The following is a 24,220-nucleotide window of genomic DNA, read 5'->3' as shown; positions in this document are numbered from 1 at the left end:
CATGTCCCTTGGGACATGTACCCTTGTTCATGTACCCGGGTATATGCGAATCAACCGCGACTCGATCCGAGGCTTTCCCATGACAGCACCCACCAACGTGCGCGCCATCCTGCTGACCGGCGCGAACGGCGGCATCGGCCGTGCCTGCGCACAGACCCTGGCCGCCAAGGGATTTCACGTCTACGCCGGTGTCCGCACACCGGCGCCCGAGCTCGATGCCACCGGCATCACCCAGATCACCCTCGACGTCACCGACCCCGGCAGCGTCGCCGCGGCCGCCGAGTACATCGGCAAAACCGAGGACGGGCACGGCCTGCACGCCGTCATCAACAATGCGGGCGTGCTCGTGCAGGGTCCCGTCGAACTGGTGCCGATCGAGGAATGGCAACGCCAATTCGAGGTCAATGTGCACGGCCCCGTACGCGTCATCCAGGCGTTCCTGCCACTGCTCCGCGCGGGCGGAGGCCGCATCGTCAACGTCAGCGCGGCCAGCGCCCGGGCCGCCTTCCCGTTCCTCGGCCCGATCGGCGCGAGCAAGTCCGCGCTGGAGTCGTATTCGGAATCACTGCGGGTCGAGCTGGCCCCGTGGCGGATTCCGGTGTCGATCGTGCAGCCCGGGGCCATGCGCACCGAGATCTTCGCCAAGTCCACCGCCGCCGCCGAATCCGCACGGGCACAGGCTGATCCGCGGACGGTGAAACTCTACGAACGCCAACTCGTCGCCTTCGACACCGCGGCCGCCGGACAGCGGTACGCCCCGCCGGAGGTCGCGGCCGCCGCCATCGTCCGCGCCGTCGCGGCCCGGCGACCGAAAGCCGTCTATGTCGCGGGAACCGATGCGCGGCTGGCCGTGTGGCTCTCCCGTATCCCGGCCCGGCTGCGGGACAGCGTCTTCCAGCGCGCCCTCGGCCTGTCCGGCATCGAACCCGCCCCCGCCCACTGAATCAGGAATCGAGCACATGGATCTGGGACTCACCGGGCGGACCGCCCTCATCACCGGCGCGTCCGCCGGCATCGGCGCGGAGATCGCCCGCGTGCTGGCCGCCGAAGGCTGCCACCTGCACCTGGCCGCCCGCGGCAAGGAACGCCTCGACGACCTCGCCGAGCGGCTGCGCGCCGTGCACGGCGTCGAGGTCTTCACCCACCCGGCCGATCTGCGCGAGGCCGCCGATATCGAACGGCTCGCGGCGGTCGCCGGCGCGCCGGACATTCTGGTCAACAATGCCGGGGACATGCCCGGCGGTTCCCTCAACGCGGTCGACGAGCAGGCCTGGCGGCACGGGTGGGAGCTGAAGGTGTTCGGCTACATCAACCTGAGCCGCCTCGTCTACGCCCGCATGAAGGAACAGGGCGGGGGCGTGGTCGTGAATGTCATCGGCGCGGCGGGCGAACGCCCCGATGCCGAGTACATCGCGGGCAGCACCGGCAATGCCGCGCTCATGGCCTTCACCCGCGCCCTGGGCAGCCGCAGCTGGCGCGACGGCATCCGGGTGGTCGGCATCAATCCGGGCCCGGTGGCGACCGCGCGCATCACCGCGCTGATCGAGCACAATGCCCGCTTCGCCGAGATGGCCGCGGACTTCCCGTTCGGCCGCCCGGCCCATCCGCGCGAGATCGCCGATATGGCAGCGTTTCTCGCCTCCGACCGGTCGGGTTACACGACCGGGACCGTGGTCACCATCGACGGCGGTCTCAGCCTGATCTGATCGGACCCCGGCCGGTTCCGAGGCTCAGACGGTCGTCTTCGTCGCCGTGTACAGGGCGACGAGGTCGGCCATCTGCCGGCCCGCGCGTTCCAGGGGCGCGGTCGTCCGGCTCGCCAGCGACATGACGACCGCGCCCTCGACGGCGGCGATGATGGTGGTCGCCAGCGAGCGGGCGGTGTCGGGCTCGACGCCCTCGGCCTGGAGGCGGGTGGCGAGGATGGTCTCCCACTCCTCGAAGGTCTCCCCCGCCACGTCGGCGGCCTCCGGGGATTCCGTGCGGCCCAGCGCCGCGGCGGTGATCGGGCAGCCGGCGGCGAAATCGCTGGCGACCAGGACTTCGCGCCACATGGCCGGGAAGGCCGCGATGGCGCCGGCGAGGTCGGTGCCACTGGTGACGGTACGCATGAGCGCGCTGGTGGCCTTGCCGGCGGTGCGGGTGGCCTCCGCGACCAGTTCGGATTTGCCGCCGGGGAAGTTCAGGTAGATGGACCGCCGGGAGATGCCGCTGTGTTCGAGCAACTGGGCGATACCGGTTCCGGCGATGCCGTTGCAGCGCATCAGGGCGATGGCGCTGTCGATGAGGCGGTCGCGGGCACCCATGGTCGATTCCTCCTTGTTGTATACCGATCGGTGTACTACCGTCAGTGATATACCGATTGGTCTACCGAGTGTAGTCCGCCGATCAGCACTTCGACGAGGAATCGGAGCACCCATGCCCCCGGCAGCCCCACAGCCGAACCTGTCCGATCCACTGCCCCTGGCCAGCGGGCAGGTGCTACGCAATCGCATAATGAAGTCGGCCCTGAGCGAGGGACTGGCGAACGGCGACAATGCCCCCGACGCGCGCCTGGAACGCCTCTACGGGCAGTGGAGTCGCGGCGGCTACGGCCTGATTGTCACCGGCAATGTCATGGTCGACCGGCGGCACTGCGGCGAACCCGGCAATGTGGCCATGGAGGACGAACGCCACCTGGCCGCGCTCACCCGCTGGGCCACGATCGCCAAGGAGGGCGGCGCGAAGGTCTGGGTGCAGCTGAATCATCCCGGACGGCAGGCCAATCCGATCGTCACCCGCACCCGCGCGGTCGCCCCCTCCGCCATCGCCGTGGGCGTTCCGGGCATCCCGGCCCCGCGCGCGCTGGCCGAGGACGAGATCCTCGACATCGTCGCCCGCTTCGGCGCCGCCGCCCGGGTCGCCGAGGCCGCCGGATTCGACGGGGTGCAGATCCACGGCGCGCACGGCTATCTCGTCTCCCAGTTCCTGTCCCCGCTGTCCAATCAGCGCACCGACGCCTGGGGTGGGGACGCCGAACGGCGGCAGCGCTTCGTGCTCGAGGTGGCGCGCAGCATCCGCGCGGCGGTGAGCCCCGGGTTCGGCGTGGGCATCAAGCTCAACTCCGCGGACTTCCAGCGCGGCGGCTTCACCGAGGAGGAGTCGCGCGCGGTCATCGAACAGCTGTCCACCGAGCAGCTGGATCTGATCGAGATCAGCGGCGGCAGTTACGAATCCCCCGCCATGCTGAACCGTCCCAGCACCGTGTCGGCCGGCACTCGCGCCCGCGAGGCGTACTTCCTGGACTACGCGGGCACCGCCCGGCAGGCCGCGGGCTCGGTACCGATCGCGGTGACCGGCGGCTTCCGGTCCCGCTCGGCCATGTCCGAGGCACTGTCCGAAGGGGCCTGCGACGTGATCGGGCTGGGCCGCCCCACCGCGGTGATCCCCACCGCCGCGGCCGACCTGATCACCGAGCGCACCGACACGCTGCGGTCCCCGCACATCACCTTGAGCCTGCCGCCACGCCTGGCCGCCAACCGCGGACTCAAGGCCATGGACGGCGCGGTCGACCTGCAGTGGCACACCGACCAGCTGCACCTGCTCGGCGCCGGCAACGCCCCCGATCCGGACCGATCGCCGTGGCGGACGGCAGTGATCATGCTGCGCCGCAATGGTTTCGACGCCTTCCGCAGCAAGCGCCCGGCCGCGCCCCGGAGCGCTGCCGAGCGGGCCGCTCGCAAGTTCCGGATCGAGCGGGCCGTCGGCCGCGCGGTCATGAACCCGACCGTGCGCGCCCTCGACAAGATCGGCATCCGCACCACCTTCGCCAGCGAGATCGAGACCGTGGGCCGCAAGTCCGGGCAGCCGCGCCGGGTTCCGGTGTCGTTGCTGTTCGATGACGAGGGCGCCTGGGCCATCTGCCAGCACGGCATGCGCTCGGGCTGGGGGCTGAACATCTCCGCGAACCCGAATGTCCGGGTCCGCCAGGGTGATCGCTGGCGCACCGGCACCGCCGCCCTGCTCCCGGATGACGACGTGATCGCCCGCACCCGCGCTTTCGCCCCGCACCCACTGCTGGCTCCGCTGGCACGCGGCATGTTCGCCGCCCTGGAGAGCGATCCGGTGACCGTCCGGATCACCTTCACGGATCGATGATCCGATGACGATTCACCGTCACCGGAAAGTTTTTTGCTTGTGATATGGTGAAAGCGAAATCGAATTCTCCTGTCTACCATCGGCTCTCACGGCACTGTGCCGAGTTTCGAACGATGGGAGAATTCGATGGACGACGGCCTACCGAGCGACAAGGGCCCGAGCCGGACCGCGATGATCGCGGCCGCCGCGCGCGCCGCGCATCTGGTCGTGGATCACCCGCCGCATCTGTTCCACGACACCGTGGCCGCGACGCTGCTCGGTGAGCGAGCCGCCGAACTCCTGACCTATCATCGCGAATCCGGGGATCACCCGGTCCTCAGTGGCAGCCGATCCCAGGTCAGCGTCCGCGCTCACTACACCGAGACACGGCTGACCGCAGGTGGTTTCGAGCAGTACGTGATCCTCGGCGCGGGCCTGGACACCTTCGCCTGGCGCACCGCGCCCGCCGGGCGGGTCTCCGTCTACGAGGTGGACCATCCGGCCACGCAGGCGTGGAAGCGGGAGCTGCTGGCCGACGCCGGATTCGATACGGCGGCCGTGGAATTCGTCGGCGTCGACTTCGAGCGCGACGATTTGACCGCGCAGTTGAAAGCTCATGGCTTCGACGCGGGTCGCCCGTCTCTGGTGAGCTGGCTGGGGGTCACCATGTACCTGACCGAATCTGCGATCGCGGCGACCCTGGATACTCTGTCCGGTCTCGCGCCCGGCACCGAACTGGTCATGGAATACGCACTCCCGGAGGAATTACAGGACGAATCCGGCCGGGTGTTCTCCCAATTCGCCCGCCTGGCCACCGCGCAGCAGGGTGAGCCCATGCTCAGCTTCTTCTCGCCCGAGTCGGTGACGGCGCTGCTGAACGAGCACGGGTTCACGGTCGCCGAGCACATCTCCCAGCGCGAGGCGGTCGACGCCGCGTTGTGGCAGCGCACGGATGGCCTGGCGCCCGTGGACTTCTGCCGGTTGGTGCACGCTCACAACTGAGGGCGGACCAGGATCTGGATGTGGTCGTCGGGATTGCGCAGTGAATCGATCGCGTCGGCGACCCCGTCCAGTCCCACCTGATCGGTGATGAGCGAGGCGGCGTCCACGGTGCCGTCGGCGATGCGGCGCAAGGTCTTCGCGTACTCCTGCTGCGGGTAGACCATGCACATCTGCAACGAGATGTCCTTGTAGAGGCCGACGATGGGCCGGATGACGTCGTCGGTCATGACCGCGCCGATCTGCAGGATGGCGGTCTCGCGCGGCACCTTGTACATGAGGTCGTTGAGCAGGCCGGGCACCGAGGCGCAGACCCACACGTGCAGCTTCTGGCCGGGCGCGGCCAGCTCCTGCCAAACCTCCACCGGATCCTCGACAGCCGGGTCCACCACCCGGTGCGCGCCCATCCGCAGCGCGGCCTCGCGGCGCAGCGCCGAGGGGTCCGAGGCGACGATCGGGGCGACACCGCGTTCGGCCAGTGCGGCCACCGCACCCAGACCGACGGGGCCGCAACCGATCACGATGCCGGTGCCGTCCGGCCCGATGCCGGTGCGCGCGACATTGCCGAAGCCGACGGCGAGGGGTTCGGTGAGGGCGGCGACGTGCGGGGGCACATGGTCGGGAATCGGTTCGAGCGCCATGGCCTGCAACACCATTCGCTCGCCGAACCCGCCGGGGAACTCGTTGGAGTAGCCGATGCCGTGGATGCCGCCCGCGCGGTCCAGCGCCCAGGGCAGCGCGACCACGGCCTGCCCCGCGACGAACGGCGTGTCCGGCCCGGCGCCGATGACCCGGGCGGACAGCTCGTGGCCCAGCACCAGGTCCCGGCACGGATCGAACAGGAAGGTCGGCACTCCGCTGTCGCGGGAGGCCTGGAGGAACTCGTCGGTGTAGTCGAGGGCCTGCTTGTCGGACCCGCAGATCCCGCAGGCGATGGTCTCGACCAGCACCTGACCCGGTCCGGGCACCGGTTCCGGAATCTCGTCCACGACGAGCTTCCGGTTCCGCATGACTACCGCGCGCATGTTTCGTCCCAGCCTCGGGTCACCGTCGAGAATTCAACGTCCTAGCCGCGGGCCCATTCGTGGCCCCAGTAGCTGTCGGCGGTCATCTCCTCGGCCACGTAGTCGTCACCGACGAGCATGCCCTCGCAACCGAATTCGAGATCCCAGTTGCCGGGGGTGCGCACGTAGAAGGAGATCATCTTGTCGTTGGTGTGGCGGCCCAGCGTGGAGGACAGGTGGTAGCCCGCCTTGTTGACGCGATCCAGCGCGCGGCCGACATCGTCGAGCGAGTCGACCTCGACCATGACGTGCACGATGCCGGGGCCGTCCGGACGCGAGCCGGGAATCAGCGCCAGGCTGTGGTGGCGCGGGTTGACACCCATGAAGCGGATCCAGATCGGGTGCTCGGGCGGGCCGACGCGGAACGAGCCGCGCGAGGCGAAACCGAGGACCTCGGTGTAGAACTGGCGGGCTTCCTCGATATCGCGCACCGGCAGCACCACGTGGCCCAGGCCCAGATCGCCGGTGACGAAGCGGTTGCCGAACTTGCCGACCACCGGGCTGTGGTCCAGCAGCGGGCCGTGGAAGACCTCGATGGTGAAGCCGGACGGGTCGACGAAGGAGATGGCCTCCTCGACATGGCGGTTCACGGCCTCGGCGACCGACAGCTCGGTGACCTCGATCTCGGCCTGCTCCAGGATCTCTCGCACCAGGTTCAGCGAGCGGCGGTCGGCGACCTGCCAGCCGACGGCGATGACCGCGTCCCGGTCGCCGGGCACCAGTTCCAGGCGGTAGGTGTGCTCATCGACGCGCAGGTAGATGGAGTCCGGATTGGGGCCGGTGCCCTCCGCGAAACCGATGGTGTCGAAGGCGAACGCGCGCCAGGCGTCCACATCGGCGATGTGGGCGCGCACGTAGCCGAGCGAGGCGAAGGCAGCCATGGTGATACTCCTCGGGGGTTCGGGATATCAGGAATAGGTGACGGTGACGTCGTCGGTGACCGGAACGGCCTGGCAGGCGAGCACATAGCCGTCGGCGATGTCCTCCTCCTCCAGAATCTCGTTGCGGCGCATGGTGACCTCGCCGGTCAGGACGCGGCACACGCAGGCGCTGCACGCGCCTTCCTTGCACGAGTACGGGGCGTCCAGTCCCTTGGCGAGCATGGTGTCGAGCAGCGTCTGCTGACGCGGCCAGGGCATTTCGTGGTTCTCGCCGTCGAGTTCGACCTGCACGGTCGCGGCGTCGCCGTCGTCGATCACGACCTCGCTCGCGGCGGTGTCGACCTCGAACGGATTGCCGGACAGCGACACGAACTTCTCGGCGTGCACGCGCTTGCGGTCCGCGCCCAGCTCGTTCATGGCGGCGGCGACCGCGTCCATGAACGGGCCGGGACCACAGACGAAGACCTCCCGGCCCGCCCACGGCCGGGCCAGCGCGGCCAGGGTGGCCACGCTGGGCAGGCCCTGCACGGACTGCAGCCAGTGCAGCACCAGCAGCCGATCCGGGTGCGCGGCAGCCAGTTCCGCGAGTTCCTCGGCGAAGATCACCGAGTTCTCGTGCTGGTTGGCGTAGATCAGCGTGCAGTGGCCACTGCCCTGCGCCTGCACGGACTTCAGGATGGACAGCACCGGGGTGATGCCGCTGCCGCCGGCGAACAGCAGCAGGTCGGTGTCGAGCGAGCCGGGGGTGAAGATGCCGGCGGGCGGCAGCACGTCCAGGGCCAGGCCCTCGGCGGCGTTGTCGCACAGCCAGTTCGAGCCGTAGCCCTCGACGGTCCGCTTGACGGTGACCTTCAGCGGGCCGCCCTCGTGCGGGGCACTCGACAGCGAGTAGCAACGGCTGACCGAGCCGGTCAGGTCGCTGGGGATGCGCAGGGTGAGGAACTGGCCCGGACGGTAGGAGAACCGTTCGGCGTGCGCGGCGTCGGGAACGAGCTCGAGCGACACCGCGTCGGCGGTCTCGCGCACCACGCGCACGATCGTCGCCGATGTGATCCCGCTCACCTGAGCGGTCGCCACGGCCTCGTCTACCTCGAAGTCTGTGACCGTCATCCGTTCCACCAGTTCCATTCCTGTGCTGTTCGTTTCGAACCCGCCCAGGCGGGTATCAGATAGCCGGGGCCGACCGCCGACGATGTCGGAAGGCCCACCCGGAGGAGGCCGGCCCGCGGCGGGCCGGCACTCACTCAGGTCAGAGTTCGCCCGCGGGTTTGTACGTCCGTGTCCCGCGTGCTGACCGTCAGCGCACCCGAGGCGACGGCCTCGTCGATGCTGGCCCGCAGCTCACGGCAGGTGTGCGAACGCAACCCGGTCTTCTCGAGTTCCGTGCACGCGGCCTGCGCGTCCTTGTTCCACTGCACGCTGGTGTGCTGGTCACTGAACTTCTCCACCAGCACGCAGGTCCCGCAGGACCGGCACGAAACCTCGTCCATGGCAATGCCTCTCAGGCGCCGGTGTTGGATACGTGGCCCGCCACGGCAGCGTCGCGCTTGGCCAGGTTGTCGGCGACCTCGGCCTCCCACGCGGTGACCGCGCGGGTGGTGTCCACCTCGAACTCGAAGCGGTCGGTCATCTCGTCCGCGACCTCGGCCGCGTCCACGTAGAACTGCTCGTACCAGCGACGCAGCTGATAGACCGGGCCGTCCTCCTCGCACAGCAGCGGGTTGTTGATCCGCGACTTGCGCTTCCAGATGGCCGCGTCCTGCTCGAAGCCCTTGCCCAGGCCGCCGACGAACTTGGCGGCGATCTCCGCGGCCTGCTCGGCCGGGACGCCCTCGGGCTTCTTGGCGATGGCGCCGTACTGCAGCACGAACTGGTTCTCGTTGATCGGGTAGTGGCAGTTGATCAGGTAGCCCTCGACCACGAGACCGTTCGGGCTCTCGCTCTCGAGGTAGTCGATCATGTAGGACGGCCCGTAGTAGGAGGCCTCCGACTGCAGCACGTTCTTGCCGCCCAGCGCCTTGGCGGTCTCGCCCATCATGTCCTCGCGCGACACGGAGGTCATGTACTGGCTGGCGGTGTGGCCCTCGAAGACGTTCTTGAAGAAGGTCGGGAAGCCGTAGTGCACGTAGAAGAAGTGCGCCATGTCGACGACGTTGTCCACCACCTCGCGGCAGTTGGCGTCGACGATCATGGAGTTCCAGGTCCAGTCGGTCCACTGGTCGTCGAAGGCGGCGTCGATGCGCGGGATGGCCAGCTCGGCGGGCGGCTGCTTGTTCTCCGGGTCGTGCCAGACGAACAGCTGCTTGTTCTCGACCATGGTCGGCCACGCCTTGGTGCGGGCCAGCGGGGGCACCCGGCGCGCGTAGGGGATGCCGGTGCACTTGCCCTTACCGTTCCAGCGCCAGTCGTGGAACGGGCACGCGATGGAGTCGCCCTTGACGGTGCCGTCGGCCAGGTTGCCGCCCATGTGGGGGCAGTAGGCGTTGAGCACGTTCAGGTCGCCGTTCTCGGTCGCGAACACCACGATCTCGGTGCCGAAAGCCTTGACGGTGTGCGGCTTTCCGTCGCGGAAGGAGTCGGCCAGGCCCAGGCAGTGCCAGCCGCGCGCGAATCGAGTCGGGGGCTTCCCGGCATCGATGACTCGCACCTCACTGTCCGTGGTGGTCATGTGAATTCCTCTCCCTTGCCTTGCTTCGATGGTTGCGGCCGGTGTGACGGTGACGACAGCGCAGTCTCACTGGCCGGGCGGTGACTACTGATAGTCGAGACGGGCCCGATTACGGATGCTCGAGACGACCGAACGCGGCGCGGTAGAACAGCAGCGGCTTGGCTTCGGAATGTTCATTCAAGCAGGTCACGCGTCCGATGACGATGGTGTGGTCGCCGCCGTCGGCCTCGTCGTAGAGCTCGCAGTCGATCGACGCCATGGCGCCCGCGAGCAATGGCGAACCGTTCTCCGAGGGGGCCCACTCGACGCCCGCGAACTTGTCCGGCCCGGGGCGGCCCAGCTGCCGGCAGAGCTCGGCCTGGTCGTCGGCCAGAATGTTGACACAGAACCGCCCGATCTCGCGGATGCGCGGCCACGTGCTCGAGCTGCGCGCCGGGAAGAAGCTCACCAGCGGCGGGTCGATGGACAGCGATGCGAACGACTGGCAGGCGAAGCCGAGCGGCTCGTCCTCGTCGAGGGCGGTGATCACGGTGACCCCCGAGCAGAAACGCCCGAGGACGGTCTTGAAGGCCGTCGCGTCGATGGCCGGGGTCTGATCGAGCACCGGCTCCTCCTTATTTCGATCCGAAATATAGCTAGCAGTCATGACAGCAGGTCGTGAGCAGGAGGCGTCAACACGGTGGTTCGGTGATCGGGACACGGATCCGTAGGTTTTACGTAGTTCTCCCGATTCCGCAGGTTGTGGCGTGCGGCACTGTGATGGGTAGCACAAGGTCCGAGCTAGGTACATGCCTGATCGGAATAGCCCCATCCGATACACCCAGCCCGGATATGAACCAACGGAGGTACATATGACCATCGCCATGCTGCCGCCCGCGGATACTCGACACCCCCACAACCCCATGCGCGCCAAGGAATCTCGCGCGAGTGCCGAGGTCCCCGTCTCGATGATCGAGCGCATGACGCTGATCCTGGACGCCTTCGACGCCTCCACCCCGACCCTCACGCTGCTCGGTCTGGTCGAGCGCACCGGGCTGCCGCGGTCCACCGTGCACCGGATCCTCGACCAGATGATCAAGCTGCGCTGGCTGGCCCACACCTCGGGCGGCTACCGGCTGGGCATGCGCGCCCTCGAGCTGGGCGGCCTGACCGCCGACCACAACGAGATCCGCGACGCCGTCTCCCCGCTGCTGCACGAGCTGAGCCAGCGCACCGGCATGGTCGGCCACCTGGCCGTGCTCGACGGCCGCGACGTGGTCTACCTGGACAAGGCCGGTGGCCGCTTCGCCGCGAGCCTGCCCACCCGCCTGGGCGGCCGGATGCCCGCGCACGCAACCGCTCTCGGCAAGGCCATGCTGGCCTGTCTGGAGCCCAACATCGCCGAGGCCGCGCTGCGCACCCGCCTGCCGCGCCTGACCCCGCGCACCATCTGCGAGCCCGAGGCGCTGACCCGCGAGCTCCAGCAGATCCGCCTGCGCCAGGGTGTGGCCATCGACCGCGAGGAGGCCATCGCCGGCATCGCCTGCGTCGCCGCGCCGCTGCGGGGACGGGGCACCGCGCCCGCCGCGCTGTCGCTGTCGGGTCGCGCCGAGGGCATGAGCTACGACCGGCTGGCCCGCGTCGTGCTCGAGGTCGCCCACGAGGCCGGCCGCACCCTGTTCCCGCGTCGCGCGCACTGGCGTTGATCGGAGCGGGCACATGCCGGGGCGATACAGTTCGATGATGATCGATGGCGTGCCGTCCGCGGAGGCGCGGGCGATTCCGGACCTGCCCACGACCGCGTGGGCGGTGCTCGGAATGCTCTCGCATGCCGAGGAACTCTCCGGATACGACCTCAAGAAGTGGGCCGACTGGAGTCTGCAGTTCTTCTACTGGAGCCCCTCGTTCTCCCAGATCTACGCCGAGCTCAAGCGATTGGAGAAACACGGGTACGCGGTGTCGCGGACCGTGGTCTCCGAGGACGGCATGCGCGGCAAGCGCATGTACGCCATCACCGAGGCCGGGCGCGAGGCCGCCTCGGAGTGGGTCAACCACTCCCCCGTCGAGGCCCCGGTGCTCAAACACAGTGTGATGCTGCGGGCTTGGCTCGGTCATCTGGCCGAGCCGGACCGGATGCGCGAGATCCTGCAGCAGCACATCGAATACACCGAGACCATGCGCCGCCGGGCACAGGCCGACGCCGAGGGCGCGGACGTGAATCCGGATTGGGCCTACCCCAGCGCGGTCTTGCGGTGGTGCGTCAAGCATTACGAGGCGGAGAAGGAATTCGCAGAGGACTTGCTGTCAGATTTGGACAAACTGGCGAGACAGCGTAGCCGCAGGAAGACCGCGAAGAAATAGAATTCCGGTGATTCCCACTGACCGGACTTTGTGATGGGCAGCACTCCTCGGCCGTGACACGGTTCACATGATCGTGTTACTACCCACCCTGGAGGACGCACTATGTCCACCTCCGTCGACACCGCGGTGCCGCCCGGAACTGCGCCTGACGACTCGGGTCGTCTCGATGGCGCGTCAAACCTGAGGATCTGGTCGGTCCTCGCGATCATCGTGCTGTTCACCGAGATCTCCCCGATGCAGTACGTCATGGTCGCCTCCGCCCTGCGCCAGATCGCGCCGACCTTCCCCGACCAGGGCGCGAACATCAACTGGGCCATCATCGTGTTCGGCATCTTCGGTGCCGCGGTGTCCCCGCTCATCGGCAAGCTCAGCGACATCTACGGCAAGAAGCGGATGTTCCTGATCTGCGGCGGGCTGTTCCTCATCGGCACGGCCATGTGCGCGCTCACCAGCACCTGGGCGATCTTCCTCGTGGGCCGCGCGCTGCAGGCCACCGCCATCGCGACGACCGTGGTGTCCTACGGCCTGATCCGCGACCTGATGCCGCGCCGCATGGTGCCCATCGGCCTCGGCATCGCCTCCACGGGTCTGGGCGTCTCGGCGCTCGCGGGTCCGCTGATCGGCGGCTACATCACCGATCACACCAGCTGGCGTGGACTGTTCTGGTTCCTGTTCATCTTCACCCTGGTGATGACGCCGCTGCTGATCGCCTTCGTCCCGGAGTCCAAGCTGCGCACCCCGCAGCGCCTGGACATCATCGGCGCGGTGCTGCTCGGCGCGGGTGCCACCCTCACCCTGCTGTACCTGGACAAGGGCCAGGACTGGGGCTGGAGCAAGCCGTCCACGCTGGTGTGGCTGATCGGCGGCCTGGCGCTGCTGGCGCTGTTCCCGATCGTGGAGATGCGGGCCAAGAACCCCATCATGGACATGAAGCTGCTGTTCAACCCGCGCGTCAGCGTGGTGCTGTTCATCGGTCTGCTGGCCTCGTTCATGATCGGATACCAGTCCTACGCAACCGGTTACATGACCCAGTCGCCGCCGTCGTCGGAGGTCGTCTCGCAGGTCAAGGACGCCACCTGGGAACAGGTGAAGCAGGGTGCGCTGGCACAGGCGCAGGCGCAGGCGCTGACCCAGGCGCGCGCCCAGGGCCTGGCTGCCGCCGAGGCGCAGGCCAAGGCCGCCATGCCCCCGGGCATGGAGCTGCCGGCGGAGCTGAAGCAGCAGCTGACCGACAAGGTCAACGCCCAGGTGACCCCGGAGATGGTGAACGCCCAGGTGCCACCGGAGGCGGTGTACCAGCACCTGCCGCCGGACATGGTGAAGGTGGATCTGGAACCGGGCTACAGCTACGGCGACAACTTCACGCTGATGAAGTTCGCCACCCACGTGACGCTCGCACAGTCCTTGATCGCCATGATCTTCGGATTCCTCGGCGGTCTGTGGATCCGGCGCTCGGGCGCCCGCTGGCCGCTGGTGACGGCGCTGACCATCTTCGTGGGCAGCGGTCTGGCCTACGCGGCGCTGTCGCACGGCTGGCAGACCCAGGCGCTGATCAGCGCGGTCTACGGTGTCGCGTTCGCCTTCTACTACGCGTCCACGCCGAACCTGATCGTGGAAGGTGTTCCGGCGCAACAGCAGGGCATCAGCGCGGGCATGCTCGGCGTCATGCAGGCCATGGGCGCGGCGATCGGTCTCGCGGTGGCCACCGCGCTGCTGACCGCGAACCCGGTCAAGGCCGTGGTGTCGGTGACGGGCGCGCCACCGGTCACCAAGGAGATCCCGATGCTGTACGCCGACAAGGGTTACGAGCTGGGCTTCTACTTCGTGGCTGCCTCCGCGGTGGTGGCGCTCGTCGGAGCGCTCATCATGAAGCACGGCCGGACCCCGGCGACGGGTGGTGCCGCGCACTGACCGCAGGACACTCTGTGGCACTGACCGCAGGGCAGTCTGTGGCACTGACCGTGAGGCACTGATTGAAGGGGAAGGGCCCGGGAGCGATACGCTTCCGGGCCCTTTCCGTGACCGCTCAGCGAGACCTGACCTCGATGTTCTCCGCCAGTCATATTTCTATTGGTAATAGGCCGCAAGCCCACAGTTCTGCAAGCCATCGTTCGTGCGGCCGGAGAGGTTGGTCGACGATGACCGGTGCACTGGACTCCATCGAGAGCGCGGTGGCGGCGGTGGCCCGCGGCGGCATGGTGCTGGTCGTGGACGACGAGAACCGCGAGAACGAGGGCGATCTGATCCTGGCCGCCGAACACGCGACCGCGGCGAACATCGCGTTCCTGGTGCGGCACACCAGCGGCGTCCTCTGCGTGCCCATGACCGGCGAGGACTGCGACCGGCTCGGGCTGCCGCCCATGACCGCGGTCAACGAGGACCCCAAGGGCACCGCGTACACCGTCTCCGTGGACGCCGTCACCGGTGTGAGCACGGGCATCTCCGCGGCGGACCGCGCGCACACCATGCGCCTGCTGGCCGACCCGCGCACCACCGCCGAACAGCTCTCCCGCCCGGGCCACGTGTTCCCGTTGCGCGCCAACGACCGTGGCGTGCTGGGCCGTCCGGGCCACACCGAGGCCGCCGTGGACCTGATGCGCCTGGCCGGGCTGCGCCCCGCCGGTGTCATCGCCGAGGTGGTCGATGACGACGGCGGCATGGCCCGGCTCCCCGATCTGCTGATCCTGGCCAAGGAATGGGACATCCCGCTGGTCTCCATCGCCGACCTGATCGAGTACCGGAAACGGTTGGAGCACGGCATCTCCCGCGAGGTCGAGACCCGGCTGCCCACCCGCTTCGGCGATTTCCGGGTCTTCGGCTACGCCGACGCCCACACCGGCGACGAACACCTGGCCCTGGTCCTGGGCGACCCGTCGGGCGAGAACGCCCTGGCCCGAGTGCATTCCGAATGCCTGACCGGCGACGCCTTCGGGTCGCTGCGCTGCGACTGCGGCGAACAGCTCGACGCCGCCCTGGAAGCGGTGGCCGCCGCGGGCCGCGGGGTCGTAGTCTACCTGCGCGGTCAGGAAGGCCGGGGCATCGGGCTGCTCAACAAGCTGCGCGCCTACGAATTACAGGACGGCGGGGCCGACACCGTGGACGCCAATGTCCGGCTCGGCCTGCCCATCGACGCCCGCGACTACCGGGCGGCCGCCCACATCCTGCGCGATCTGGGGGTGAATTCGGTTCGGCTGCTGAGCAACAACCCGGCAAAGCAGTCCGGCCTGCAGGCCCACGGCATCGCGGTGCACGCCCGGATCCCGCTGCAGACCCAGCCGACCGAGCACAATGTGCACTACCTGACCACCAAGCGGGATCGGATGAGCCACCTGCTGACCGACATTCCCGCGGTCGGGTAGCGACCGGGTTCAGTCGTCGTCCGGGCGGTGCTCGTCCCAGCGCAGCCCGAGCCGGAATGCCTGCAAGGCCGGTTTCGCCGGGGACACCCAGGCCTGAAAACGCAAGTCCGACGGGTACTTCACGCCCGAGCGGCGGATCGCGGCCTTGGTCTCGGCCGCCATCTGCCGGGCCGCGCCGACGCCGTGGTTGTACATCTGCCCGCGCGCGTGGTCGTCCTCGCGAACCTCGAGCCGGGACTGGGCGTTGGCGGCGAAGAAGCCCTGCGCGATCCAGTGTGGGCGATCGGCCGGGGTGATCACCCAGATCACGTGCGGGACAAGGGGATGCAGGACCGGCAGGTCCACGGTCAGCGACAGGAACAGGCGGTCGATGTGGTCCTCGAGCTCCTCGAGGGTGGCCGCGTCGGGCTCCTTGTCGCCCAGCGCCCCGATGTCCCATGCGCGCGACTCGTCCGGCCACGCCAGCCAGCATTCCCCCGGCCAGTGCTCCTCACGGTATTCCCAGTCGAACTCCCGCTCGGTCTCGCGCGGGCCGCGCGGTTCGATCCGCAGGCTCACCTCGATCGGCCGGATCGACCGGCCCAAAGTCACGATCTCCCCGCCGCGCCACCACATCGCCTGTGCGCCCGGGCCGCCGACCAGGTCCGGTTCGCCCAGGACGCCGATGCAGTCGGCCAGCGCGGTGGTGAACACGTGGTCGACGACGGCCGACCCGCAGGGATACGACAGCACGAGCTGTGTGAACTCCCCGTACCCGAACCCCGGCGCGGTGGCCACGCGCCGGGTCTCGACGGCGACGAGTTCCGCGCCGTCCACGGCCGCGAAGACCAGCCCGGCTGCGTCGTCGCGGGTCGACTCCCAGGCCAATTTCGTATAGACCTCGTCGATCTCGGCCCACGACCAGTCGTTGAGCTCGGTGGCCAGCAGCGCCGAGAGCGCTTCACCGAAGCCGCCCAGCTCCACTCGGCGACCGTAATTGCGCGCCCACCACTCGTTCGCCTCCGCATCGCGTTGCCGCCGTTGCTCTTCCGTCGGGTGCCGGAAGTCTTCCCCAAGGTCTTCGCTCACCGGCGCAGCGTATGCGACGCCGGGGCGGGTTCGGGCAGGCTCACGGCAGCCAGCGCACCGCGGTCACCTCGCACAGGTGGATCAGCACGTCGAAGGCCTCCGGCAGATCACGAATCGCCAAGTGCTCGTCGGCATCCCGGACCGGGTCGTAGACGCCGCTGATCACGCGCAACTTGGCCGGACCGGGGAGCGGTTCGGCGCGCAGATCCCGCCACAGCCGTGCCGGACCCGCAGCGCCCAGCCGCGCGTCCAGGAAATCCGGTGCCGGAGCGGGGATCTGGGCCACCCCCACATCGCCGTGGTGGAATCCGATCGCCACCGCGGCGTAGTCGCGGCCGAAGTGGGCGCGCAGCATGCTGCCGACGCTCGCCGGCGCCTCCTGCCCCGCGGCGAGCCCCATCGCGGCGGCCCCGGCGGAGACGTGGGCGATGCCGTCCCAGTACACGGTGCGCGATCCGGTGCGCCCGAGGTGATCGATGATCGTGGCCGCCCACCGCTCGCCGTCGCCTGCGAAACTGCCCCGGCCCGCGACGCTGTTCCGGTGGAACTCCTCGATCAAAGCCATTCGGGCGCGGACGGTCTCGCCGATTTCGGGGATCGACGCCACCAGCGCCGACGCGTCGCGGGCGTGGTCGAGGAAGCGGCGGCCGGGGTGGACGCCGCGGGCGCGCTGAACGTGTTCGTCGACGGTGTGCGCGGTGCGGATGGGGTCCAGGTGCGCGGCCAGTTCGGCGGCGCGGTCCGGCGCGTGGGCCCGGACCGCGTCCAGGACGGTGTCGTAGTCCTCGGGCTTGGCCTGCACCGGCTTGACGCCGATGATGCCGACCTGATCGTCGGGGCGGGCCTGGTTGAACTCCCGGATCCAGGTCAGGGCCTCCGCCATTTCCGCTGTGCGCCAAGGCCGCCAGGACAGGTCGAGGGCGGAGACGGCGGTACCCGCGCCGGTGCGGACGTACGCGTCCAGGGTCGCGCCGACGTCGGCGCTGTCCTGCACGGCCAGGGTGCGGAAGCCGTGGCGCTCGACCAGGTTCCGGAAGATCGCGTCGCGCACGGCGAAGGTCTGGTGGGCGAAACGGGTGGACTCGCCGATGCCGACGACGACCGCGTGCGACAGCGAGCGCGCGAGGGTCTCGGCGGTCGTGTCATCGAAGGGCGTGACGGCGAGGGTGGTTTCGGTCGACATGACCCCACCCTCCAACCTCAACCAATGTTGATGTCAAGCAGCTGGTTCACGCGCGCTCCCATCGCCTGCCCCGCCGCCAGCAACGGCTCGGTGGATCGCAGGGTGCGGCTGAGCACGAACGCGCCTTCCAGGGCGCACAATACGGCCACCATCAGCTCCCGGGCATCGGCTTCCCCGAGGCCGCGCCGCACGAAATAGCTTGTCCCCTCGTCGATCCAGGACCGCATGACGTCCGCGGCCACCTCGCGGATCCCGGGTTCGCTGTCGGCCACCTCCCCGGCCACGGTTCCGACCGGGCACATGTTCATCCATCCGCTCTGCTCGATGGTCTCGGCGGCGGCGGTGAACGCGGCGGGCACGGCCTCGCGCAGATCCTCGTGCATGTCCATGAGCAGCGGCAGCAACTGGATGTAGGCCGCGCCCGAGGTGCGCAGCGCCTCCGCCGCGATGCCCGCCTTCCCGGCCGGGAAGTGGTGGTAGAGCGAGCCCATCGGGGCGCCCGAGGCCGCGGTGATCTGTTTGACGGTGATCGCGCTGTAGCCCTGGACGCGCATGAGCTCGGCGACGGCGGTGACCAGGCGATCCCGGGTGGTGGTTGACAGCTTCTCGCTCACCCGTCCAGACTAGAGCAAACGCACTAGAGCGTGTGCTCTAGAGGGGAGAAGGCGATGCCGACAGTCGAACTGAGCGCAGGACCGATGCACTACACCGAGCGGGGCGAGGGACCGGCGGTGGTGCTGCTGCACGGTCTGCTGATGAATCACACGGTGTGGGACGAGGTGATCGGCAAGCTGCCCGCGGGCTTCCGGTACGTGCTGCCGGATCTGCCGCTGGGCGCACACCCCGAACCGCTGCGCGCGGACGCCGACCTGAGCATGCGGGGGCTGAATCGGCTGCTCGCGGAATTCCTCGCCGCGCTGGATCTGCGCGATGTCACCCTGGTGCACAGCGATTGGGGCGGCGGGCTGTTCCTCACCGCGTACGGCCTCGACGAGCGGGTCGGGCGATTGATCGTGCTGCCCTGCGAGGCGTTCGACAACTTCCCGCCCGGACTGCCCGGCAAGACCGCCATCGTGGCGTGCGCGCTGCCCGGCGGAGTCACGCTGGCGCTCAGGCAGTTACGGGTGTCGTGGCTGCGCGCCACCCCGGTCATGTTCGGCTGGATGGCGCGTCGCCCGATCGACGACGACCTGGTCCGCGGCTGGACCGAACCGGGCCTGCGGGACAAGCGGATTCGACGGGACCTGCTCGGCTACGCGCGCTCCCCGCGGTCGAAGGCCGAGTACATCGCGAATACCGAAGCGCTGCGCGACTTCCCCGGCGACGCCCTGATCCTGTGGTCGTCGGCGGGCAAGGTGATGCCGCGCGAGCACGGCCGCCGCCTGGCCGAGCTGATCCCCAAGGCCCGCCTGGTCGAACTCGACGACGCCTACGTCCTGTCGATGCTGGATCGCCCCGACGCCGTGGCCGAGGCCATGTCCGCCTTCCTGACCGGCGCCGTCGTCGAGAACGGATAGGCCGGGGTTTCGGTATCGTCGGCGGGAGCGGCCACACGACGCGGTGTGGGCACCCCAGAAACCCCGGAGGCTCGAATGCCCAGCCTGCTCAGCCGGATAGTGCCCTGGTATCTGCGGGCCACGCGCGCCAATCGCCCGTTCATCACCGCGGAAGGCGCGCGGGAACGCATCCGGGAGCGCACCCTGCGGCCGCTGCCCTACGGCCCGCCGCGCCGGCTGCGCTCGGATGTCGAGGTCTCGGTGCTCCACGATTCGGTCCGGCCGGTCTACACGCTGACGCCGCGGTCCGGTCGCGCCCGCGGCAATGTCGTCTACGCGCACGGCGGGGGCTGGGTGAACGAGATCGCGCCGCAGCACTGGCGGCTGGCCGCGGAGATCGCGGCCCGCGCGGAAACCACTGTCACGCTTCCCATCTACCCGCTGATCCCGTTCGGCACCGCCGATCGGGTGATCCCGGCCTTCGCGGAGCTGGTGCTGGCCAACCGGGCCCGATACGGCGAGGTGTGCCTGGCCGGTGATTCGGCGGGCGGGCAGATCTCGCTGTCGACCGCCCTGCTGCTGCGCGACGAGCACGAGGTGACGCTGCCGCGCACGGTGCTGATCTCCCCCGCCCTGGACCTGTCGATGAGCAATCCGGAGATCGCCGAGGTGCAGCCGAGCGACCCGTGGCTGGGCCGCCCCGGCGGCCTGGTACTCGGCGAGCACTGGAGCGGACCGCTGCCCATCACCGACCCGCAGGTCAGCCCGCTGTTCGCGGACTTCACCGGGCTCGGGCCGCTGACCGTGTTCTGCGGCACCCGCGACATCCTCGCACCAGATGTGCGGCTGCTGGTCGGCAAGGCCCGGGCCGCGGGCGTGGCGGTCGACTATCACGAGGCCGCGGATCTGGTGCACGTCTATCCGCTGACGCCGACCCCGGAAGGCCGTGCGGCACAGGCTGTCCTGATCGCGAGCCTGCGCGCGGCGCTGACCCGGCCGGACAGCGCGGAGCCGTCGGCTCACCCCTGAGCGGTGGGCCCGTTCTCGGCCAGCCACCGACGGGCGCGAGTGGCCGAGGCCCGCGAAAGCCAGGCGTCCTGCACGACTTCGGCGAGTTCGCCCAGGGTCAGTTCGGGAATTCGGCTGCCGCGCACCAGAACCGACAGGTGTCCCCGGAAGTGCGGCGTGGTGAAGAACGGTGAGCCGGGATCCTGGGTCAGGGCCAGTTTGTCGTCCTCGGACGGCACCCAGATGATGATGACGTCGTCGTAGCGCTCCCCCGTGTCCGGGTCGGCGGCGTCGGGGCGCGGGGTGCGGAAGTAGACGAAGGACTTGCGGCCCACCTGATAGACCGGGTTGCCCGCGGGCCCGTGCTCGACGGTGACGTGCGGCATGGCCCCGGCCAGGTCGTGGACGTCGGCGAGGCGGGCGCGGCGGCTTCTGCTCGGCACCCGGCCGAGTGTATCGCCGCGCACACCGAGGGCGCCCGCGAGCTGGGTTTATGCGTGCCTGCTGGCACTGAATGCGGCAAATCACATAGGTTGGACCCCATGGCGCGGCGTGTCAATGGAAACCTCCCTGAAGAGGTCACTTCATTCGTCGGCCGTCGCGAAGAACTGGCTACCGCGAAGCGTCTGCTGCCGACCACCCGGGTGCTGACCCTGCTGGGCCCCGGCGGCATGGGCAAGACCCGCCTGTCACGGCAGATCGGGCACCTGGTGGCGCGGGCGTTCCCGGACGGCGTGTGGCTGGTGGAGCTGGCCGACGTGCACGATCCTGCCCTGGTCACGCTGAGCGTCGCCGAGGCGCTGAACCTGCGCGACGAGTCCACCGCGCCGCTGCCCCGGCTCACCGAATTCCTGGCCGACAAGCGGCTGCTGCTGATTCTGGACAACTGTGAGCATCTGATCGAGGCGTGCGCCGCGCTGGTCGGCCGGATCATCGCCACCACCCCCGATGTGCGGGTGCTGGCCACCAGCCGCGAGGTGCTCGGCATCCCCGGCGAACAGGTGATGCCGGTGCCGCCGCTGACCGTGCCCGACACCCTGGGCGAGGACGGCGACGCGCTGCAGCTGTTCATCGAGCGGGCCACCGCCGCCAACCCGGGTTTCGAGGCCACCCCCGCCAATCGGGCGGTGCTCGCCGAGATCTGCCGCCGCCTCGAGGGCATGCCACTGGCGCTGGAACTCGCCGCGCTGCGACTGCGCATGTTCACCCCCGAGCAGATCCGCGACCGCCTCGACGACACCATCGGGCTGCTCAGCGCCGGGCCGCGCACCGCGCCGCAACGGCAGCAGACCATCGAGGGTGCGATCCGCTGGAGCTACGACCTGTGCACCACCGCCGAACAGGCACTGTGGGAACAGCTTTCGGTGTTCGCGGGCGGCTTCGACATCGACGCCGCGGAGGCGGTGTGCGAGCTGGCGCCGGGCGCGCTCATCGAGGCGCTCACCGGGCTGGTCGACAAGTCGGTGGTGATGCTGCGCTTCGACGGCGACGTGGCCCGGTACTCGATGCTGGAGCCGATCCGCCAGTTCGCCGCCGACCGGCTCGCCGAACGCGGTACGGCGCAGGAGGTTCGGGCCCGGCACCGCGAGCACTACCGGCGGCTGGCCATGCAGGGGCAGACCGCGTACTGGACCTCCGCCGACGTGGCGTGGTTCCGCGAACTGAGCCGCGAGCACGCGAATTTGCGTGCGGCACTGCGGTCGGGTCTCGAGGACGACCCCTTGCGCACCATGGCCACGGTGACGGTGCTGCGCCCGTTCTGGGAGCACAACCGGTTCCTGTCCGAGGGCTATCGCTGGCTCACCGACTCGCTCACCCGTAACCCCGAGCGCACCGCCGAACGCGCCAAGGCGCTGTCCTCGGCCGCCTCGCTGGCCGCCCTGCTGGGCGATCAGGAGTCGGCGGCGCGGCTGGTGGCCGAGTGCATGGAACTGGCCGCCACCCTCGACGATGACGACATCCTCGCCGAGGTGGCGCTGGACCGGTCGTTGCTGGCCTTCGCCAGCGACCGCGAACGTTCCCTGGAACTGGGCCGCAGCGCCATCGAGCTGGCCGCCGAAACCGGGCAGAACGCGATCGAGATGGACTCGCACGCCTTCTCTTTCATGGCGGCGATGGTCCTGGAGGCGCCCGGCCGCACCGAACTGGCCGAGCGTTTCCTGGAACTCACCACCGACTCCGGTTCGCATCTGCTGGGCGGGCTGGCGCTGTGGACGGTCGGCATCGACCACTGGCGGCGCGGCGAACTGGAGGCGGCCGCCGAATTCCACGGCCGCGCCATCGAGCAGCTGGCCCTGTTCGAACGCTGCATCTGGCTGTCGTCGGCCTTCGAGGGCCTGGCCTGGACGGTCTCGGCGGGCGGCGACCACGAGCGGGCCGCGCGGCTGCTGGGCGCGGCGGAGTCCTTGCAGCGCAGCACCATCCGGCTGGCGCACACCATCACGGTCGCGGTCGGCGAGAAGGAGCGGCTCAAGGTCCGCGAGGCCCTGGGCGAGGAAGCCTTCCGCACCGCGTTCGGCGCGGGCGCGAGCCTGCCGCTGAGCGAGGCCATCGACTACGCGCTCGGCCACACCGCCGCGCCGGAGCCGGCACCGGTCGCCGCGCCGCCCGCGCTCAAGCGCCCCGCCCGCTCCGTGACGGCGACGCTGTCGGAGACCAATGTGCTGACCCGCCGTCAGAAGGACGTGGCCCGGCTGGTGGCGGCCGGGCACAGCAACAAGAAGATCGCCGCCGATCTGGTCATCTCGGTGCGCACCGCCGAGACCCATGTCGAACACATTCTCACCAAGCTCGGCCTGACCTCCCGCACCCAGCTGGCGGCCTGGGCCCACGAACACGACCTGTAGGTCCCGACGATCCCGGAGGACTTGCTCGCATGATGACGATCGACGACTACCGCCGGACCCGCGAAAGCCTGCACGCGGTGGCCGAACAACTGCTGGCCGGACCGGAATACACGCGCAGCAAGACGATTCGGCTGACCCCGGTGCCCGGCGGATTCGCCACGGTGCAGGAGCCACGACTCGCGGTGCGCGCCGATGTCCTCCTGCTCGACGACCTGCCGATCGGGAAGCTGGACGGCGCGACCATCGCGGAGCTGGCCACCGCGGCGGGTGTCGAACCGGGGATGCCGGAGGGCGTGTACGCGAGCCGCACGACGTTGGACCCGAACGCGCCCCTGTTCGTCGACGCCCGGCAGTCCCGGATCCTCACCAGCGCTTACGGACTCGGCGATGCCGCCCTGCGCGCCCTGGCCCCCGACCGCACGCCGGTGCTGTGGCCCGAGCATTTCGATCTCGGGATCGACATCGACGAAGTCAATTACGGGGTCTCGCCCGGCGACGCCCTGATCGGCGAGCCCTACGCCTATGTGGGCCCGTGGCGGCCGCGCACCGGCGAATTCTGGAACCAGTCCTTCGGCGCGTCCCGCACCATCGCCGAACTCGGCGACCTGGACGCGCTCACCGAGTTCTTCCGCGAGGGCCGCCGCCGCGCCGCGGAGTGATCACTGGTAGCCGGTGGCCCCGTCGATGCGTTCGTGCAACAGGTCGGCGTGCCCGGCGTGACGGCCGTACTCCTCGATCATGTGCAGGTAGATCCAGCGCAGGGACAGGTCCTTGCCGGTGCGGGGGTGCGGGGCGGCGTGGTCGAGGGCCAGGTCGGCAACGGCCTTGTCGCACAGGGCCAGTTCCTCGACGAACCGGGCGTAGTCGGCTTCGGCCCGCTCGGGGTCGGTGTCGTCGAAGTCGCCGTCGCGATTGATCTCGTCGGAGTAGATGTAGGCCAGGTCCTCGCCCGCCGCGCGCATGCGGAACCAGCCGCGTTCCACCTCGGTCATGTGCCGGATCAGGCCCAGCAGGGACATGCTGGACGGCTCCACGCTGCGGGTCGCGAGCTGAGCGCCGGTGAGGCCCTGGCATTTCCACAGCAGGATCTCGCGGCCGCGGGTGAGCAGGGAGTGCAGCATGGCGCGCTCGTCGCCGGCGAGCAGCTGCTGCGAACGGGTGACCTCGGGAGCAGTCCACGTCATGGTCGGAC

The 24,220-nt window shown here is 69.4% G+C and carries 24 protein-coding genes; 12 read left to right on the top strand and 12 right to left on the bottom strand.

All coding sequences use genetic code 11. From position 1 onward, the window contains the following. The first annotated feature begins 79 nt into the window (after positions 1-79). Together ACFYTS_RS04395 and ACFYTS_RS04390 are read left to right on the top strand one after the other, a co-directional pair. Positions 80-943, top strand: coding sequence for an SDR family NAD(P)-dependent oxidoreductase (locus tag ACFYTS_RS04395; RefSeq protein ID WP_357279602.1), 864 nt, complete (start codon positions 80-82; stop codon positions 941-943). 16 nt (positions 944-959) lie between these two features. Beyond that, the gene (locus tag ACFYTS_RS04390) at positions 960-1,706 is read left to right on the top strand and encodes a short-chain dehydrogenase/reductase (RefSeq protein ID WP_357279605.1); all 747 of its coding nucleotides are present in this window, start codon (positions 960-962) and stop codon (positions 1,704-1,706) included. A 24-nt stretch (positions 1,707-1,730) separates the two neighbouring features. On the opposite strand, the gene ACFYTS_RS04385 is transcribed toward ACFYTS_RS04390, so the two are convergent. Beyond that, positions 1,731-2,306: a TetR/AcrR family transcriptional regulator gene (locus tag ACFYTS_RS04385; protein WP_387301278.1), complete on the bottom strand. Its 576-nt coding sequence runs from the start codon at positions 2,304-2,306 to the stop codon at positions 1,731-1,733. 112 nt (positions 2,307-2,418) lie between these two features. Here ACFYTS_RS04385 and ACFYTS_RS04380 point away from each other — a divergent pair, with 112 nt between their 5' ends. Continuing rightward, positions 2,419-4,137: a nitroreductase family deazaflavin-dependent oxidoreductase gene (locus ACFYTS_RS04380; protein ID WP_387301276.1), complete on the top strand. Its 1,719-nt coding sequence runs from the start codon at positions 2,419-2,421 to the stop codon at positions 4,135-4,137. A gap of 126 nt (positions 4,138-4,263) precedes the next feature. After that, positions 4,264-5,118, top strand: coding sequence for a class I SAM-dependent methyltransferase (locus ACFYTS_RS04375; protein ID WP_387301274.1), 855 nt, complete (start codon positions 4,264-4,266; stop codon positions 5,116-5,118). Here the strand turns inward: ACFYTS_RS04375 and ACFYTS_RS04370 are convergent. The 6 genes from ACFYTS_RS04370 to ACFYTS_RS04345 form a co-directional block, all read right to left on the bottom strand. Further along, on the bottom strand, positions 5,109-6,140 hold the full coding sequence (locus ACFYTS_RS04370; RefSeq protein WP_357279615.1) for a zinc-binding dehydrogenase: 1,032 nt from the start codon (positions 6,138-6,140) through the stop codon (positions 5,109-5,111). The two genes, ACFYTS_RS04375 and ACFYTS_RS04370, sit on opposite strands and share 10 nt — an antisense overlap. Positions 6,141-6,181: 41 nt before the next feature. Continuing rightward, positions 6,182-7,060 (bottom strand): VOC family protein, encoded by an 879-nt coding sequence (locus ACFYTS_RS04365; RefSeq protein WP_379101364.1) that lies wholly within the window; start codon positions 7,058-7,060, stop codon positions 6,182-6,184. 27 nt (positions 7,061-7,087) lie between these two features. Then, entirely contained in the window at positions 7,088-8,170 is a 1,083-nt protein-coding gene (locus tag ACFYTS_RS04360; RefSeq protein WP_387301271.1) for a 2Fe-2S iron-sulfur cluster-binding protein, read from the bottom strand. A gap of 134 nt (positions 8,171-8,304) precedes the next feature. Continuing rightward, the gene (locus ACFYTS_RS04355) at positions 8,305-8,550 is read right to left on the bottom strand and encodes a hypothetical protein (RefSeq protein ID WP_357279622.1); all 246 of its coding nucleotides are present in this window, start codon (positions 8,548-8,550) and stop codon (positions 8,305-8,307) included. A gap of 11 nt (positions 8,551-8,561) precedes the next feature. Further along, positions 8,562-9,728 carry a Rieske 2Fe-2S domain-containing protein gene (locus tag ACFYTS_RS04350; RefSeq protein ID WP_357279624.1) on the bottom strand — a complete coding sequence of 389 codons (1,167 nt, stop codon included), beginning with the start codon at positions 9,726-9,728 and terminating at the stop codon, positions 8,562-8,564. Positions 9,729-9,837: 109 nt separating this feature from the next. Further along, positions 9,838-10,332 (bottom strand): flavin reductase family protein, encoded by a 495-nt coding sequence (locus ACFYTS_RS04345; protein WP_357279627.1) that lies wholly within the window; start codon positions 10,330-10,332, stop codon positions 9,838-9,840. 247 nt (positions 10,333-10,579) lie between these two features. Between ACFYTS_RS04345 and ACFYTS_RS04340 the strand changes: the two genes are divergently transcribed. From ACFYTS_RS04340 to ACFYTS_RS04325, 4 genes are all read left to right on the top strand, one after another. Then, positions 10,580-11,413, top strand: a complete 834-nt coding sequence (locus ACFYTS_RS04340; protein WP_357090075.1) for an IclR family transcriptional regulator — start codon at positions 10,580-10,582, stop codon at positions 11,411-11,413. Between the two features lie 37 nt (positions 11,414-11,450). Further along, positions 11,451-12,068, top strand: coding sequence for a PadR family transcriptional regulator (locus tag ACFYTS_RS04335; protein WP_357279630.1), 618 nt, complete (start codon positions 11,451-11,453; stop codon positions 12,066-12,068). Between the two features lie 102 nt (positions 12,069-12,170). Then, entirely contained in the window at positions 12,171-13,979 is a 1,809-nt protein-coding gene (locus ACFYTS_RS04330) for an MFS transporter (RefSeq protein ID WP_387301268.1), read from the top strand. Between the two features lie 227 nt (positions 13,980-14,206). Continuing rightward, positions 14,207-15,427, top strand: a complete 1,221-nt coding sequence (locus tag ACFYTS_RS04325; RefSeq protein WP_357279635.1) for a bifunctional 3,4-dihydroxy-2-butanone-4-phosphate synthase/GTP cyclohydrolase II — start codon at positions 14,207-14,209, stop codon at positions 15,425-15,427. A 9-nt stretch (positions 15,428-15,436) separates the two neighbouring features. On the opposite strand, the gene ACFYTS_RS04320 is transcribed toward ACFYTS_RS04325, so the two are convergent. The 3 genes from ACFYTS_RS04320 to ACFYTS_RS04310 are packed head-to-tail and all read right to left on the bottom strand — an operon-like array spanning position 15,437 to position 18,292. Next, entirely contained in the window at positions 15,437-16,495 is a 1,059-nt protein-coding gene (locus tag ACFYTS_RS04320) for a hypothetical protein (RefSeq protein ID WP_387301264.1), read from the bottom strand. A gap of 40 nt (positions 16,496-16,535) precedes the next feature. Further along, the gene (locus ACFYTS_RS04315; RefSeq protein ID WP_387301262.1) at positions 16,536-17,678 is read right to left on the bottom strand and encodes an erythromycin esterase family protein; all 1,143 of its coding nucleotides are present in this window, start codon (positions 17,676-17,678) and stop codon (positions 16,536-16,538) included. Between the two features lie 17 nt (positions 17,679-17,695). Further along, a complete protein-coding gene (locus tag ACFYTS_RS04310) occupies positions 17,696-18,292 on the bottom strand; it encodes a TetR/AcrR family transcriptional regulator (protein WP_357279642.1) in 597 nt (198 codons plus the stop codon). 54 nt (positions 18,293-18,346) lie between these two features. Between ACFYTS_RS04310 and ACFYTS_RS04305 the strand changes: the two genes are divergently transcribed. After that, positions 18,347-19,195: an alpha/beta fold hydrolase gene (locus ACFYTS_RS04305; RefSeq protein WP_387301260.1), complete on the top strand. Its 849-nt coding sequence runs from the start codon at positions 18,347-18,349 to the stop codon at positions 19,193-19,195. 75 nt (positions 19,196-19,270) lie between these two features. Then, positions 19,271-20,203, top strand: coding sequence for an alpha/beta hydrolase fold domain-containing protein (locus ACFYTS_RS04300; RefSeq protein WP_357279647.1), 933 nt, complete (start codon positions 19,271-19,273; stop codon positions 20,201-20,203). On the opposite strand, the gene ACFYTS_RS04295 is transcribed toward ACFYTS_RS04300, so the two are convergent. Next, complete coding sequence (locus tag ACFYTS_RS04295; RefSeq protein ID WP_387302049.1) at positions 20,194-20,568, bottom strand: hypothetical protein; 375 nt, start codon at positions 20,566-20,568, stop codon at positions 20,194-20,196. The genes ACFYTS_RS04300 and ACFYTS_RS04295 overlap by 10 nt on opposite strands. 156 nt (positions 20,569-20,724) lie before the next feature. On the opposite strand from ACFYTS_RS04295, the gene ACFYTS_RS04290 reads away from it, so the two are divergent. Further along, positions 20,725-23,028 carry an ATP-binding protein gene (locus tag ACFYTS_RS04290; protein WP_387301258.1) on the top strand — a complete coding sequence of 768 codons (2,304 nt, stop codon included), beginning with the start codon at positions 20,725-20,727 and terminating at the stop codon, positions 23,026-23,028. A 29-nt stretch (positions 23,029-23,057) separates the two neighbouring features. Further along, the gene (locus ACFYTS_RS04285; protein WP_387301256.1) at positions 23,058-23,687 is read left to right on the top strand and encodes a hypothetical protein; all 630 of its coding nucleotides are present in this window, start codon (positions 23,058-23,060) and stop codon (positions 23,685-23,687) included. On the opposite strand, the gene ACFYTS_RS04280 is transcribed toward ACFYTS_RS04285, so the two are convergent. After that, positions 23,688-24,212 (bottom strand): DinB family protein, encoded by a 525-nt coding sequence (locus ACFYTS_RS04280; protein WP_387301255.1) that lies wholly within the window; start codon positions 24,210-24,212, stop codon positions 23,688-23,690. Positions 24,213-24,220: the final 8 nt, after the last annotated feature.

The sequence above is a fragment of the Nocardia sp. NPDC004151 genome (assembly GCF_042874235.1).
Taxonomy (GTDB): domain Bacteria; phylum Actinomycetota; class Actinomycetes; order Mycobacteriales; family Mycobacteriaceae; genus Nocardia.
The sequence above is the reverse complement of the archived record's forward strand: the minus strand, read 5'-3'. Positions and strand labels throughout refer to the sequence as shown.